Origin of the sequence: Mesorhizobium wenxiniae (assembly GCF_002284535.1) — a bacterium.
GTDB classification, from domain to species: domain Bacteria; phylum Pseudomonadota; class Alphaproteobacteria; order Rhizobiales; family Rhizobiaceae; genus Mesorhizobium; species Mesorhizobium wenxiniae.
The window spans coordinates 44235-58043 of record NZ_NPKH01000001.1; the positions used below are offsets into that span (position 1 = coordinate 44235).

Annotated in this window: 12 protein-coding genes; 10 read left to right on the forward strand and 2 right to left on the reverse strand. The window is 63.0% G+C overall.

Annotation, left to right across the window (positions count from 1 at the left end; genetic code table 11):
* Positions 1-7 precede the first annotated feature (7 nt).
* From CIT31_RS00215 to CIT31_RS00235, 5 genes are read left to right on the forward strand one after another with little or no spacing between them, the layout of a single operon-like run.
* A complete protein-coding gene (locus CIT31_RS00215; protein WP_095517028.1) occupies positions 8-751 on the forward strand; it encodes a CpaD family pilus assembly protein in 744 nt (247 codons plus the stop codon).
* A gap of 34 nt (positions 752-785) precedes the next feature.
* Positions 786-2069, forward strand: a complete 1284-nt coding sequence (locus CIT31_RS00220) for a CpaE/TadZ family protein (RefSeq protein ID WP_029356896.1) — start codon at positions 786-788, stop codon at positions 2067-2069.
* 29 nt (positions 2070-2098) lie between these two features.
* Entirely contained in the window at positions 2099-3607 is a 1509-nt protein-coding gene (locus CIT31_RS00225; RefSeq protein WP_095517029.1) for a TadA family conjugal transfer-associated ATPase, read from the forward strand.
* Between the two features lie 29 nt (positions 3608-3636).
* Positions 3637-4650, forward strand: coding sequence for a type II secretion system F family protein (locus CIT31_RS00230; RefSeq protein WP_095517030.1), 1014 nt, complete (start codon positions 3637-3639; stop codon positions 4648-4650).
* A 12-nt stretch (positions 4651-4662) separates the two neighbouring features.
* The gene (locus CIT31_RS00235) at positions 4663-5679 is read left to right on the forward strand and encodes a type II secretion system F family protein (RefSeq protein ID WP_065005866.1); all 1017 of its coding nucleotides are present in this window, start codon (positions 4663-4665) and stop codon (positions 5677-5679) included.
* A 113-nt stretch (positions 5680-5792) separates the two neighbouring features.
* On the opposite strand, the gene CIT31_RS00240 is transcribed toward CIT31_RS00235, so the two are convergent.
* The gene (locus CIT31_RS00240; RefSeq protein WP_095517160.1) at positions 5793-6614 is read right to left on the reverse strand and encodes a tetratricopeptide repeat protein; all 822 of its coding nucleotides are present in this window, start codon (positions 6612-6614) and stop codon (positions 5793-5795) included.
* 122 nt (positions 6615-6736) lie between these two features.
* On the opposite strand from CIT31_RS00240, the gene CIT31_RS00245 reads away from it, so the two are divergent.
* The 5 genes from CIT31_RS00245 to pdeM all read left to right on the forward strand — a co-directional run bounded on the left by CIT31_RS00245 (position 6737) and on the right by pdeM (position 12867).
* Entirely contained in the window at positions 6737-8101 is a 1365-nt protein-coding gene (locus CIT31_RS00245; protein ID WP_095517031.1) for a leucyl aminopeptidase family protein, read from the forward strand.
* Positions 8102-8171: 70 nt separating this feature from the next.
* Positions 8172-8522, forward strand: coding sequence for a MarR family winged helix-turn-helix transcriptional regulator (locus CIT31_RS00250; protein ID WP_065005864.1), 351 nt, complete (start codon positions 8172-8174; stop codon positions 8520-8522).
* A gap of 30 nt (positions 8523-8552) precedes the next feature.
* Positions 8553-9413, forward strand: coding sequence for a C40 family peptidase (locus CIT31_RS00255; protein WP_095517032.1), 861 nt, complete (start codon positions 8553-8555; stop codon positions 9411-9413).
* A gap of 218 nt (positions 9414-9631) precedes the next feature.
* On the forward strand, positions 9632-12154 hold the full coding sequence (locus CIT31_RS00260; RefSeq protein WP_095517033.1) for a ligase-associated DNA damage response DEXH box helicase: 2523 nt from the start codon (positions 9632-9634) through the stop codon (positions 12152-12154).
* Positions 12151-12867 carry a ligase-associated DNA damage response endonuclease PdeM gene (pdeM, locus tag CIT31_RS00265; RefSeq protein ID WP_095517034.1) on the forward strand — a complete coding sequence of 239 codons (717 nt, stop codon included), beginning with the start codon at positions 12151-12153 and terminating at the stop codon, positions 12865-12867. The genes CIT31_RS00260 and pdeM overlap by 4 nt, the downstream gene beginning before the upstream one ends.
* A gap of 6 nt (positions 12868-12873) precedes the next feature.
* Here pdeM and CIT31_RS00270 read toward each other — a convergent pair whose 3' ends face one another.
* Positions 12874-13809: a dimethyl sulfoxide reductase anchor subunit family protein gene (locus CIT31_RS00270; RefSeq protein WP_095517035.1), complete on the reverse strand. Its 936-nt coding sequence runs from the start codon at positions 13807-13809 to the stop codon at positions 12874-12876.

The window sequence follows — 13809 nt, forward strand, 5'->3', positions numbered from 1 at the left end:
AGCGGACATGTCTCAGTCAGCGTTGAAGGCAAGGACGAACACCGCAGCGATGCGGTCCGGCCGTTCGCGTATCTACAGGCCAGCCATTCCGGTCCTGGCGGTTGCGGTCGCGGCATTGCTGGCGGGCTGCGCCGATCTCAAGCGGGACAGCATCACGGTCGGCGCTGTTCCGGACGATTATCGCACCACCCATCCGATCGTGATTGCTGAGAAGAACCTGAAGATCGACCTTCCGGTCGGCGCCGGCGATCGCGGCATGACCGGCTCTCAGCGCGACACCCTTCTGGGCTTCCTGGATGGCTACGACAAGAGCGCCGCTCCGACCCTGACGATTTCGATCCCGAGCGGTTCGGCCAACGAGATCGCCGCGACTGCGGCCGGTCGCGATTTCGCCAGACTTGCGATTGCCAGCGGCATCAGCCGGAACCGGATCGTCATGACCACCTACCAGTCGGTTTCGGCCGAAGCGTCCGCGCCGATCCGCGTCGCCTATGTCTCGGTGAAGGCGCAGACCGACAGATGCGGACGCTGGCCCGAAGACCTGCTGCAGACATCGGAAAACAAGCACTACGCCGATTTCGGCTGCTCGTATCAGAACAATCTTGCTGCCCAGATGGCTAATCCGGCCGATCTGATCGGGCCGCGCAAACAATCCGATATCGACGCGGAAAATCGCGGCGCAGTGATCGACGTCTACCGCCAGAGAGGCATTTCGGAAGAGTTCTTCGGCAATTCGGAAGTTGAGTATTGAGCTTGAGCCGCGCAGGTCACGGAAAGAAATGACGATGAGCAATCTTGCCTACGACACTCCTGTAGATGGCGGCGAAACCTCGCAGCAGGACATCGCCGCCATGCAGGCGTTGCGGCCGATTCCGCGCATTTCGATTCAGGCATTTTGCGAGACCGAGGGCGTTGCCAACCCGGTCGAGCGCGCCGGCGAGGATCGTCGCATGGCGAAGGCCCATCTGAAGGTCCATATGGGCGGCATCGCCACCGCCATCGAATTCTACCAATCGGCGCCGACACCGAACCTGATCCTGCTGGAATCGCGCAGCGAGCCGACGCAATTGCTCGAGCAGCTCACGCAGCTCTCGGAATATTGCGATCCGACCTCGAAGGTCGTGGTCATCGGCCACTACAATGACGTCGGGCTTTATCGCGAGCTCATCCGCTCCGGCATTTCCGAATATGTCATCGCGCCGGTGTCGATGGCCGATATCGTCAGCGTGATATCGACGATTTTCGTTGATCCGGAAGCCGAGCCGATCGGCCGCTCGATCGCCTTCATCGGCGCCAAGGGTGGCGTCGGCTCCTCGACCATTGCCCACAATGTGGCTTGGGCGATGTCGTCGCTGTTCAAGTCCGAAGTGGTTGTCGCCGATCTCGACCTCGCTTTCGGAACGGCCAACATCAATTTCGATCAGGACCCCGCGCAAGGCATTGCCGAAGCCGTTTTCTCACCGGAGCGCCTCGACGAGGTCTATCTTGATCGGCTGCTTGCCCAGTGCGCCCAGCATCTGTCGCTGCTTGCAGCGCCTTCAACGCTCGAGCGGGTCTATGATTTCGATCCCGACGCTTTCACGCAGCTTATCGACACGGCGCAGCGCAGCGTGCCGCTTCTGGTGCTCGATGTTCCGCACGTCTGGACGGGATGGACCAAGAACATACTGGTCAAGGCCGACGAGATCGTGATCACGGCGACGCCGGAGCTGGCCAATCTGCGCAACACCAAGAATCTGGTCGACATGTTCAAACGGCTTCGCCCGAACGATCCCCCGCCGAAGCTGATCATCAATCAGGCCGGCGTGCCAAAGCGTCCGGAGATTTCGTCATCCGACTTCGCCGATTCGCTCGGCCTGTCGCCGATGTCGGTCATTGCTTTCGAACCGCTGCTGTTCGGAAACGCCGCCAACAACGGGCGCATGCTCGGCGAAATGGATGCCAAGAACCCGGTTGTCGGCACGGTCAACGAGATTGCGCATGTGCTGACCGGGCGCAGCGAAATCAAGGCAAGAAAGAAAGCGGGCCTCGGCAATTTCCTTGGCAAGCTCTCGCGCAGCAAGAAGTGATGCTTCCGGAGCGGAATTGGTAATCGATCATGTTTGGTAAAAGAGGCAGCGACGACGGCAGCCGGTTCACCCCGGAATTCCGTCAGCCGGCACCTGCGCCTGCCGCGCCGGCGGCAAACCCTGCGGAAACGGCGGTTCTTGCCAAGCCCGCACCGCCGCCGTCGCTTGGCTCGTCTGCCGCGCCGCCGCCCGTGCGCCGTGCGGTCGAGGCGCCGCCATTGGCGCCGGAGCCGAAAAAGGTTCAGCGCCAAAAGAGCGAAACCTACTACGACACCAAGAGCCAGGTCTTTGCCGCGCTCATCGACACCATCGACCTGTCGCAGCTCGCCAAGCTCGATTCCGAAAGCGCACGCGAGGAAATCCGCGACATCGTCAACGACATCATCGCGATCAAGAATTTCGCGATGTCGATTGCCGAGCAGGAAGAACTGCTCGAGGACATCTGCAATGACGTGCTGGGTTACGGGCCGCTGGAGCCATTGCTCGCTCGCGACGACATCGCCGACATCATGGTCAACGGTTCCAAGAACGTCTACATCGAGGTCAACGGCAAGGTCGAGCAGACCGGCATTCGTTTCCGCGACAACCAGCAGCTCCTCAACATCTGTCAGCGCATCGTCAGCCAGGTTGGCCGCCGCGTCGATGAATCGAGCCCGATCTGCGACGCGCGTCTTCCCGATGGTTCCCGCGTCAACGTCATCGCGCCGCCGCTCGCCATCGACGGCACAGCGCTCACCATCCGCAAGTTCAAGAAGGACAAGCTGACGCTCGATCAGCTGGTCAAATTCGGCGCCATTTCGCCGCACGGCGCCGAGATTCTCAAGATTATCGGCCGCGTCCGCTGCAACATCGTCATTTCAGGCGGCACCGGCTCGGGCAAGACGACGCTGCTCAACTGCCTGACCAACTATATCGACCGCGAGGAGCGCGTCATCACCTGCGAGGACTCGGCCGAGCTGCAACTGCAGCAGCCGCATGTCGTGCGTCTGGAAACCCGCCCGCCCAACCTCGAGGGCGAGGGCGAGGTGACGATGCGCGACCTGGTCAAGAACTGCCTGCGCATGCGGCCCGAGCGCATCATCGTCGGCGAAGTGCGCGGACCTGAAGTGTTCGATCTTCTGCAGGCGATGAACACCGGCCATGACGGCTCGATGGGCACGATCCACTCGAACAGCCCGCGCGAATGCCTGAACCGTATCGAATCGATGATCGCTATGGGCGGCTACACGCTGCCGCAGAAAACCGTGCGTGAGATCGTGGTTGGTTCGGTGGACGTGATCATCCAGGCTGCACGCCTGCGCGACGGATCACGTCGCATCACCCACATCACCGAGGTGATTGGAATGGAGGGCGACGTCATCATCACGCAGGACATCGTCCTCTACAACATAAAGGGCGAAGACGCGAACGGCAGGCTGCTGGGTGAGCACGTGTCGACAGGTATCGGTCGACCGCACTTCTGGGAGCGCGCCCGCTATTATGGCGAGGAACAGCGCCTCGCCAATGCGCTCGAGGCGATGGAGAAACGCGCTGACTGATGTGCCTGGAAGCGTAGGGGCCGGAATCGATGTTCGGAATTGACGGCACCGTATTGGCATTCATCGTGCTCGCCGGCTTCAGCGCCGGCGCGGTCGCCTATGCTTTTCTGTTCAATCGGATCAGCACCGAGAAGCAAGTCGGCAGGCGGCTTGAAACGATCAAGAGCGCCGAGACGGATGGTGCCGTCGTCAAGGCCTCGCGCGATCGCATGGCGGAAGCGGCCAAGCGGCGAAAATCGGTCCAGGATTCGCTGAAGGATCTCGAACAGAAGCAAAAAACCAACCAGAGCATCGTCAAAAAGCCGCCACTGAAGGCTCAGATCCGTCAGGCGGGCATGAAGTTCTCACTTGAGCGCTTCTATCTCTACTCGGCGGTTTGTGGCGTCGCCCTGACGTTTCTTGCCTATTTCATCGGCGCGCCGTTGTTTGTCTTGCCGGGTGCGCTGCTGGTCGGTGCTCTCGGCCTGCCACGCTGGTTCGTCTCGTTTTGCCGCGCCCGCCGGGTCAAGGCGTTCCTCAACGAATTTCCGAACGCGCTCGACATCATCGTGCGTGCGGTCAAATCCGGTCTGCCGCTGAACGACGCCGTCCGCCTGATCGCCAACGAATCCCCTGAACCGGTCAAGACCGAGTTCCGCCGCATCGTCGATTCGCAGCAGATGGGCCTGTCGATCCCCGACGCCAGCATGCGCATGGCTGAGACAATGCCGTGCACGGAAGCGAGCTTCTTCGGCATCGTCATCCAGATCCAGTCGCAGGCCGGCGGCAATCTTTCCGAGGCACTGGGCAATCTTTCGCGCGTGCTTCGCGACCGCAAGAAAATGAAGGCCAAGGTCCAGGCGCTGTCCATGGAAGCGAAGGCGTCCGCCGTGATCATCGGCGCGTTGCCTTTCGTCGTCGCCTTTCTCGTATACCTGACAAGCCCGAACTACATCATGCCTCTGTTTACCACCAACGCCGGCAATCTGATCCTCGGCTGCTCGGCGGTCTGGATGGGGATCGGCATCCTGGTGATGCGCAAGATGATGAACTTCGAAGTTTAGGATTTCGAGCGCATGACTGAGAACGTCGTCAAAACCCTTACCGATCCGGCATTTCTGATTGCCTTGCTGGTTGGCATCGCGGTGTTTGCGACCGTCTTTACGCTGCTGCCTGCCTTTGGCGGAAACCAGCTCAAGGCGCGCATGAAATCCGTGGCGCTGGAGCGCGACGAATTGCGCGCCAAGCAGCGTGCGCGGCTTGCGATCGAGGCCGATCGCCGCCGCAAGGGCCTGCGCGAGGAACAGTCGATCGGCATGCGCAACATTGTCGACCGGCTGGACCTGAGGCGCGCCCTGGCCGATGAAGGCACCTTGCAGAAACTCAAGGTGGCGGGCTTTCGCGGGCAGAATCCGCTGACGCGGTTTCTTTTCTTCCGTCTGGTCCTGCCCTTTGTCGGCTTTGCGCTGGCCGCGATGTATCTGTTCGTGCTCGGGGGGTTGCCGGAGCAGCCGCCTCTCATCAAATTGTTCGTCTGTATCGTCGTCGCCTATGCGGGTTTTTACGCGCCGGTGCTCTATGTCAACAACCGCGCCACCAAACGCAAGCAGTCGATCCAGATGGCGTGGCCGGACGCACTCGATCTGATGCTGATCTGCGTCGAATCCGGCATGTCCGTGGAGGCGGCGTTTCGTAAGGTCGCGGACGAGATCGGCGCGCAATCGGTGGCACTTGCCGAAGAGTTCATCCTGACCAATGCCGAGCTTTCCTACTTGCAGGAACGCAAGCAGGCTTACGAAAACCTTGCAAGCCGCACCGGCCTGGAGTCGGTCAAGTCGGTGTCACAGGCGCTGGTGCAGGCCGAGCGCTACGGCACGCCGGTGGCGCATGCGCTGCGCGTGCTTGCCGGCGAAAGCCGCGACATGCGCATGAACGCCGCCGAGAAGAAAGCCGCGGCTTTGCCGCCGAAGCTCACCGTGCCGATGATACTGTTCTTCCTGCCGGTGCTGTTTGCCATCATTCTAGGCCCCGCCGGCATCCAGGTGAGCCAGCGCGGCATCTTCGGCGACCAGCCGACGTCGAGCAGCCAATAGCCTCGCCAGGCGACAACACATGCGAAAGCCGCGGTGCTGATGCAACGCGGCTTTGTATTTCAAGCATGTCGATGAGCTGAGGGAACTGGCAGGTTTGAGCAAAGCCAGCGTGGTCAATTGGTGGCAGGCTTTGCCTTGTCTTGGTCCTTGAGCTGGCTCCAGGCGTTCTGCTGGGCGAGCATCTGGCGAAGGTAAGTCACGTTCGCCTGCGCCTGTTCGGCCGAAAGCTCCTGGGAGGCGATCTTCTCGGCTTCGTCGAAGCGGCCCTGCAGGCCGACGACCAACGCCAGGTTCTGGCGGACGCGGCTGTCGGCGTTCGGCTGCTGGGCGGCCGAGCGCATATAGGTTTCGGCAGTACGCAGATCACCTTCCAGCACATAGGACATGCCGAGATTTGAAAGGATTGAAGGTTCGTTCGGCTTGAGGTCAAGCGCCTTGCGGTAATTCTGGCGCGCCTCATCTCTCTGGCCAAGCTGGTCGAGAATCGCGGCTTCCGCCGATACCAGCTTCCAGTCGGGATATTCCGGTGTCTGCGCGCGGCGCACCGCGTCGAGCGCCGGCTCGAACTGCCCGTTGGCGGCCAGTGCCTTGCCATAGGCGGCGAGCACGTCGCGGTCCTTCGGCAGGGCGATCGCCAGTTTGCGCATCACCGCGAGCGATTGGTCGACGTCGCCATCCATTTGCAGCGCCGCGGCATAATTCGTCGCGATCCGCTTGTCGTTGGGGTTCTTGGCGTAGGACTGACCGAGCGCGATCGTCGCCTTGTGCAACTCGCCGGCCGACATGGTTTCCAGTGGCTTTCCGCTGGTGCGTCCGATCGAGCCGGTCGTCAGCTTGCTGGTCCCGCAGCCTGCAACGCTTGCAGCGAGCGCTATTATGAACGCCGTGGTTATCAGCCGCTTCCCCGTGGCGTTCGTCATGCGGTTGGTCGGCATCTGCACCAGGGCCTCCATTCGTAAACGTGGCCGTTCCGTGGCCATCTTCCCTCCCGCAGAAATATTCTGTTAACCCTAACGGACAGTTAAAAAGCGCCGACTCGGAAGCCGGAGACCATCGAATGCCAGTCGAACTCATCGGGAGAAAACTGAAGACCGCGCTGCCGGTTCACCTGGTGGCGAAGGATAGGCTGGATGCAGCGGATTTTGCCTCGTCCACGCTCGCCTGGGCCAAGGCCAACGGCTTTTCCGGTGAGGCCGGCAGGACGCTGCTCATACCCGGCGAAAACGGCGCGCTTGCCGGAGCACTGTTCGGCACGGGCGATGGCGAAGGCGCGCTTGCCATCGGCGGGCTGGCGAGAGCCTTGCCCGAAGGCGACTGGCATTTCGCCTCGGCACCCGCCGAACCGGAACTGGCGTCCATCGCACTGGCGCTCGGCGGCTATGTCTTCACCCGCTACGGCAAAAAGCCCGGCAAGGCGCTGCGTTTTTCGCTGCCGTCCGGCGCCGACGCGGCGCGTGTTCGCCGCATCGCCGATGGCGTCTTCCTGACACGCGATCTGGTCAACACGCCGACCAGCGACATGGGACCGGACGAGCTGGAGAAGGCGGTTCGGACGCTGGCCGGGAGGCACAAGGCCGAAATGTCGGTGACCAAGGGCGACGAGCTGCTCAAGAAGAATTTCCCGATGATCCATGCGGTCGGCCGCGCATCGGTCGGCGCGCCGCGTCTGATTGACATGATTTGGGGGCCGAAGAACGCCCCGAAGGTGACGCTGGTCGGCAAGGGCGTCTGCTTCGACACCGGTGGTCTCGACATCAAGCCGTCCTCGGGCATGCTCTTGATGAAGAAGGATATGGGTGGCGCCGCCAACGTCCTGGGGCTCGCCTCAATGATCATGGCCGCCGGGCTGAAGATCCGGCTGCGTGTGCTGATCCCCGCCGTCGAGAATTCGATTGCCGGCAACGCCTTCCGGCCTGGCGACGTGCTGGTGAGCCGCAAGGGCACCACCGTCGAGATCGGCAACACCGATGCCGAGGGACGGCTGGTGCTGGCGGATGCGTTGGCGCTGGCCGACGACGACGAGCCGCAACTGCTGATCGACATGGCGACCTTGACGGGGGCTGCTCGCGTCGCGCTCGGCCCCGACCTGCCGCCTTTCTACACCGGCGATGAAGCGCTGGCGTCCGAACTGGCGACTGCGTCCGCCGCGGTCGAGGATCCGCTATGGCGCATGCCGTTGTGGAAGCCCTATGACGCAAAGCTGTCGTCGAAGATCGCCGACATCAACAACGTCACGTCAGACGGATTCGCCGGCTCGATCACCGCAGCGCTGTTCCTCAAGCGCTTCGTCGAGAAGACCGCCGCCTGGGCGCATTTCGACATCTTCGCCTGGAACCCATCCGATCGTCCGTATGGTCTCGCCGGCGGCGAGGCGCAAGGCATCCGAGCGCTGGAAAGGGTTATCTCGAAACGCCACGCCTGACGGTTCCGGTCCTACAGGAAGGTCTCAAGACTGAAACGGAACCGAAACAATTTGCCGTCATTCTGGTCGGATGTCGATTTCCATGCGCCCGAGCCAGGCCTTGCGACTGTGGCAGCAGGTGATGCTGTCCCAGGTGCGCGACGATATGCCCGACCTTACCATGCGCCAGACGGCAATCCTGTTTACGATCTATCTCGACCCGCCGCCGCACACGGTGCGCGGGCTCGCCGCCCGGCTAAATGTTACCAAGCCGGTGATCACCCGCGCGCTCGACACGATGGGCGCACTGAAGCTGGTTTCGCGCCATCGCGACGAACTCGACAAGCGCAACGTGTTGGTCAAGCGCACCGTCGAAGGTGCTCTCTTTGTCGAGCGCTTCGGCGATGTTATCATCGCCAAGGCCCAGGAATTGCCCATTTGACCGAACTGTCCTTCTGAACGAGTTGCCGATTTGACCGCCAGGGATGCCCGCCTTCACGCCTTCCGTTCCGATCTCGCCGATGCCAGGCTGAAAGGCGAGGTCGCCGCCGATCGCTTCGTCGCCGGGCGGCCAGCCCGGATTTCAGCGGCAGTGGCCGATATCCGCAACGAGCCGCGGCCGGATGCCGGCGTCAACACCCAGCTTCTGTTCGGCGACGACGTCCTCGTCTTCGAGGATGCGGAAGGCTGGGCCTGGATCCAGGCCGAGCGCGACGGCTATGTCGGCTATGTCGCCGACACTGTGCTGGGCGCGCGGAGCCAAGCGCCCACCCATGTCGTCTCGGTGCCGCGCACCTTCCTTTATCCCGGACCGGATTTGCGGTTTCCGCCGAGCGGGCAACTCTCGATGGGATCGGCGGTAACGGTGACGGGCGCGGCTGAAACACGCGGCACGCATTATGCGCTGCTGCCGTCAGGCGAGGCGGTCATATCAGGCCATATCAGGCCTGTCGCCGAGGCTGCCCCCGACTATGTCGCGGTTGCCGAGATGTTTCTCGGCACACCCTATCTGTGGGGCGGCGCCTCCGGCTTCGGCATCGATTGCTCCGGCCTCGTGCAACTGGCGATGCACATGGCCGGCAGGCAAGTGCTGCGCGATTCCGACATGCAGGCGACGACCATCGGTGAGACGCTCGAACCGGGTCCGGACTTTGCCGGACTGCAGCGCGGCGATCTGGTATTCTGGAAAGGCCACGTTGCGATCATGATTGACCCAGAGACCATGATCCACGCCAATGGCCACACCATGCTGGTCTCGCGTGAAGGGTTCAAGGAAGCCGTCGCCCGCATCGGCTATCTCTATGGCGGCCCGACGGGGTTTCGGCGGCCGTAGGGACAAACCTTCCCTTCTCCCGCTTGTGGGAGAAGGTGTCGCCGAAGGCGACGGATGAGGGGACGCAGCGCCAACGCATCATTCTTCCAGCACCCTCATCCCGGTCTCGCCGCTTTGCGGCAATCCACCTTCTCCCACAAGGGAAGGAAAAGAGCGCTCGATCACCTTTTGTTCCCATTCTTCTTGGCGATTGCGCGCCGCCGCGCTACCTCTGGCGCGTGACAGAGCAGCCGCGCCTCGCCGAACAGAATGCCGCCGTGCACTTGCCCCAGCCATTCCTCAAATGGTTCGCGCAAAAGGGCTGGTCGCCGCGCGCCCATCAGATCGACTTGCTGGCGACCGCCCAAGCCGGGCAGTCGGTGCTGCTGATCGCACCGACCGGCGCCGGCAAGACGCTGGCCGGGTTTCTGCCTTCACTAACCGAGCTGGCCAAGCGGCCAAAGAAAAAGCCGGGGCAGGCGCGTCGCGGCATCCACACGCTCTACATCTCGCCGCTGAAGGCCCTGGCCGTCGACATCGGGCGCAATCTCGGCAAGCCGGTCGAAGAGATCGGGCTGCCTGTCACCATCGAGACGCGCACCGGCGACACGCCCGCGCATAAGCGTCAGCGGCAGAAGCTGGCGCCGCCCGACATTCTCCTGACCACGCCCGAGCAACTGGCGCTGCTGATTGCCGCGCCCGACGCCAGGCGCTTCTTCGAGGATCTGCACTACGTCGTCCTCGACGAACTGCATTCTTTGGTGACGTCGAAGCGCGGGCATCTCCTGTCGCTCGGGCTGGCCCGGCTGCGATCCTTTGTTCCCGGCTTGCAGACGATCGGCCTGTCGGCGACGGTCGCCGAGCCGGACGAACTGCGGCGCTGGCTGGTCAGCCAGAATCCACCGGGCGGCCTTGCCGAACTTATTGTCGTCACCGGCGGCGCCAAGCCGGAGATCTCCATTCTCGATTCGGAGGAGCGCGTGCCGTGGGCTGGACATTCGGCCCGCTACGCGACACCGGAGATCTACAGCGAGATCAAGCGACACAAGACGACCCTGCTGTTCGTCAACACACGCAGTCAGGCCGAGCTGCTGTTCCAGGAATTGTGGCGGGTCAATGAGGACACGTTGCCGATCGCGTTGCATCACGGCTCGCTCGATGTCGCCCAGCGCCGGCGCGTCGAGAAAGCGATGGGCGAGAATGCCTTGCGCGCAATCGTCGCCACTTCGACGCTCGACCTCGGTATAGACTGGGGTGACGTCGACCTGGTCGTGCATGTCGGCGCGCCGAAGGGGGCAAGCAGGCTGGCGCAGCGTATCGGCCGCGCCAACCACCGTATGGACGAGCCGTCCAAGGCGATCCTGATCCCGGCCAACCGCTTCGAGGTGCTGGAATGCCGGGCGGCGCTCGACGCCAATTATCTCGGCGCCCAGGATACGCCGCCGCTGGTCAATGGCGGGCTCGACGTGCTGGCGCAGCATGTTCTGGGTTGCGCCTGCGGCGCGCCATTCCTTGCCGATACCTTGTTCGAGGAGGTGCGAACGGCTGCACCCTATGCCAGCCTCGATCGGCCGACATTCGATCGCGTCATCGATTTCGTCGCCACCGGCGGCTATGCGCTGAAGAACTATGAGCGCTACGCCCGTATCCGCCTGAACAAGAACGGGCTGTGGCGCGTGTCCAATCCTCGCATTGCCCAGCAATACCGGCTGAATGTCGGCACCATCATCGAAGTTCCGGCACTCAACGTGCGCTATGTCCAGGCCGGCAGCAGAGGCTCTGCCTCGCGCGGCGGCCGGGTTCTCGGCAAGATCGAGGAGGCTTTCCTTGAAACGCTGACGCATGGCGATACCTTCATGTTTGCCGGCAAGGTGCTGCGCTTCGAAGGCATCCGCGAGAACGAGTGCTTCGTGTCCAATGCGCCCGGCAGCGATGCCAAGGTGCCCTATTATGGCGGCGGCAAATTTCCGCTTTCGACCTACCTCGCCGAACAGGTCCGCATCATGCTGGACGACCCGCAGCGATGGAAAAAGCTGCCGGAACAGGTCGCCGACTGGCTACGCTTCCAGGCCGACAAATCGGTGCTGCCGAAACGCGACGACCTGCTGATCGAGACCTTTCCGCGCGGCAACCGGCACTATCTGGTGGCCTATGCGTTCGAGGGCAGGCTGGCGCACCAGACGCTCGGCATGCTGCTCACACGCCGGCTCGACAGGGCGGGAGCCAGGCCGCTCGGCTTCGTCGCCACCGACTACGCACTTGCCATATGGTCGCTTGCTGATATGGGCAGGATGTTCGGGGCGAAGAAACCTTCGCTCGGCGAACTTTTCGACCAGGACATGCTGGGCGATGACCTCGAAGCCTGGCTCGCCGGCAGCTGGCTCTTGAAGCGCACCTTCCGCAATTGCGCGCTGATCTCGGGGCTGATCGAAAAACGTCATCCGGGCCAGGAGAAGAGCGGCCGTCAGGTCACCGTGTCGACCGATCTCATCTACGACGTTCTGCGCAGCCATGAGCCCGACCATATCCTGTTGCAGGCGACGCGTGCCGATGCGGCCACCGGTCTGCTGGATGTCAGCAGACTTGCCGAGATGCTCTCGCGTATCCAGGGACGAATCGTGCATAAGAACCTTGAGCAGATCTCGCCGCTCGCCGTGCCGATCATGCTCGAGATCGGCAAGATGCCGGTGCATGGCGAGGCCGATGATACGCTGCTGATGGATGCGGCAACGCTGGTCGAGGAGGCCATGGGGACGAAATGACATTTGCGCTCGCCATGACTGCGCCCCTCGCGGATGCCGATCGTATCGGCATCGCCGGCGAGCGCGCAATCTGCGATCGGCGCGGCGGGCTTTATTTTCCCGAGCTTCGGCTTCTGGCCGTGTCCGACTTGCATCTGGAAAAGGGATCGTCGCTGGCACGGCGCGGTACGTTGATCCCGCCTTACGATACCGGCGCGACATTGCTCCGATTGCAGGCGGTGATTGCCGATTATCAGCCGGCGATCGTCGTCAGCCTCGGCGACAGCTTTCATGACGGCGGCGGCGCCGCGCGCATGCACTCCAGCTTTCGCGAGCGGCTGGAAGGACTGATGGCCGGCCGCGACTGGTTCTGGGTCGCCGGCAACCATGACCCGGACGCGCCGGCCGACCTGCCCGGCGAGACGGTGCGCGAGCTGGCCATAGGCTCTCTCGTATTCCGGCATGAACCTTCGGCATTGAGAGTGGAAGGCGAGGTCGCCGGCCATCTGCACCCTTGCGCCCGCATCGTGCAGCAAGGCCGCTCGGTGCGGCGCCGCTGCTTTGCCGGCGATGGCGGCCGCATGATCATGCCGGCCTTCGGCGCCTATACCGGCTCGCTCAATGTGCTCGATCGCGCCTATGCCGGGCTGTTCCGCCGCGAAACGCTGATGGCCTATATGGTCGGCGCTGAGCGCATCTTCGCCATTTCCCACGCGATGCTCAGGCCGGGCTGAGGTGCTCTACCTGCCATAGTAGAGGGTGACTGTGTGCTTGGCTTCGGCGAAGAACAGCCAGCGCTCGACCAGCATGCCGGCGAACTGGACGATTGCGGCGAGTGTCGACAGCACCGCCGCATAGGGCCATGGCAAGGCGAACACGGCAACCAGCAGCAAGACGGGCAGAGCGAAGGCCAGCACTTGCGTGATCTGGCGCAGCCGCGCCTTGTGCTTGCGTGCGATGCGAAAGCCCATCTCCTTGAGCAGGTAGTTTTCCTCGGTGTGCGGCCATTCCAGCGACCGCACAGTACCGCCGGCAAGCCCGGTCGCGGTGTTGGCGGTTGTCGCAATTTCCAGTCTGTCATTGTATCGCCAGGTTGCCAGCTTCCAGCCCCAGCCGAGCAAGGTCAGCAGCATGCAACCAGCCAGAAGAATAGTCGAACCGATGGCGAAACCCTGCAGCAGCGCGTTGAGAAGCACGCCGCCGCTCATCGCCGAAAAAATGAGATAACCGGGCAAGGTATAGCGGCTGTGCCACTGGGCGATCGGCTTCAGCGATCGATAGATCATGCCGGTGGTGCAGACGGTGATGACCGCGCCGACCGCAGCCAGCAGCCCGGCTACGGCCACCCAGCCGTCCGTGCGGCCAAGGACCACCCAGCCTGTGGCGAACAGCCCCGCCGGCACGAAGGTCGCGACCGACGCAACGCCTTCGCGCGACAGCCAGGAGCTGCGCCATTGCGAGAATGCCCTCCAGGCACGATCTGGCCGGCCGAGGTGGCCGGCCGACGACAACAGGCCGGCCGAGATCAGTCCAAGCGCCAGCCCCATGCCGACGAGGCCGAGCCAGAAGTCAGGCGGGACGAACCCCGGTCCGGCCAGCACCCCGAGCAGCGCGAGCAGGCCGTAACCGGTCCCCGTAGCGGTGGTGAAAAAGACGACCGAGAAAGCTGGATGCAT

Coding starts and splice junctions, on each gene's coding strand:
- CIT31_RS00215 (WP_095517028.1), top strand. CDS start 8: ATGTCTCAGTCAGCGTTGAAGGCAAGGACGAACACCGCAGCGATGCGG.
- CIT31_RS00220 (WP_029356896.1), top strand. CDS start 786: ATGAGCAATCTTGCCTACGACACTCCTGTAGATGGCGGCGAAACCTCG.
- CIT31_RS00225 (WP_095517029.1), top strand. CDS start 2,099: ATGTTTGGTAAAAGAGGCAGCGACGACGGCAGCCGGTTCACCCCGGAA.
- CIT31_RS00230 (WP_095517030.1), top strand. CDS start 3,637: ATGTTCGGAATTGACGGCACCGTATTGGCATTCATCGTGCTCGCCGGC.
- CIT31_RS00235 (WP_065005866.1), top strand. CDS start 4,663: ATGACTGAGAACGTCGTCAAAACCCTTACCGATCCGGCATTTCTGATT.
- CIT31_RS00240 (WP_095517160.1), bottom strand. CDS start 6,614: ATGCCGACCAACCGCATGACGAACGCCACGGGGAAGCGGCTGATAACC.
- CIT31_RS00245 (WP_095517031.1), top strand. CDS start 6,737: ATGCCAGTCGAACTCATCGGGAGAAAACTGAAGACCGCGCTGCCGGTT.
- CIT31_RS00250 (WP_065005864.1), top strand. CDS start 8,172: ATGTCGATTTCCATGCGCCCGAGCCAGGCCTTGCGACTGTGGCAGCAG.
- pdeM (WP_095517034.1), top strand. CDS start 12,151: ATGACATTTGCGCTCGCCATGACTGCGCCCCTCGCGGATGCCGATCGT.
- CIT31_RS00270 (WP_095517035.1), bottom strand. CDS start 13,809: ATGCATCCAGCTTTCTCGGTCGTCTTTTTCACCACCGCTACGGGGACC.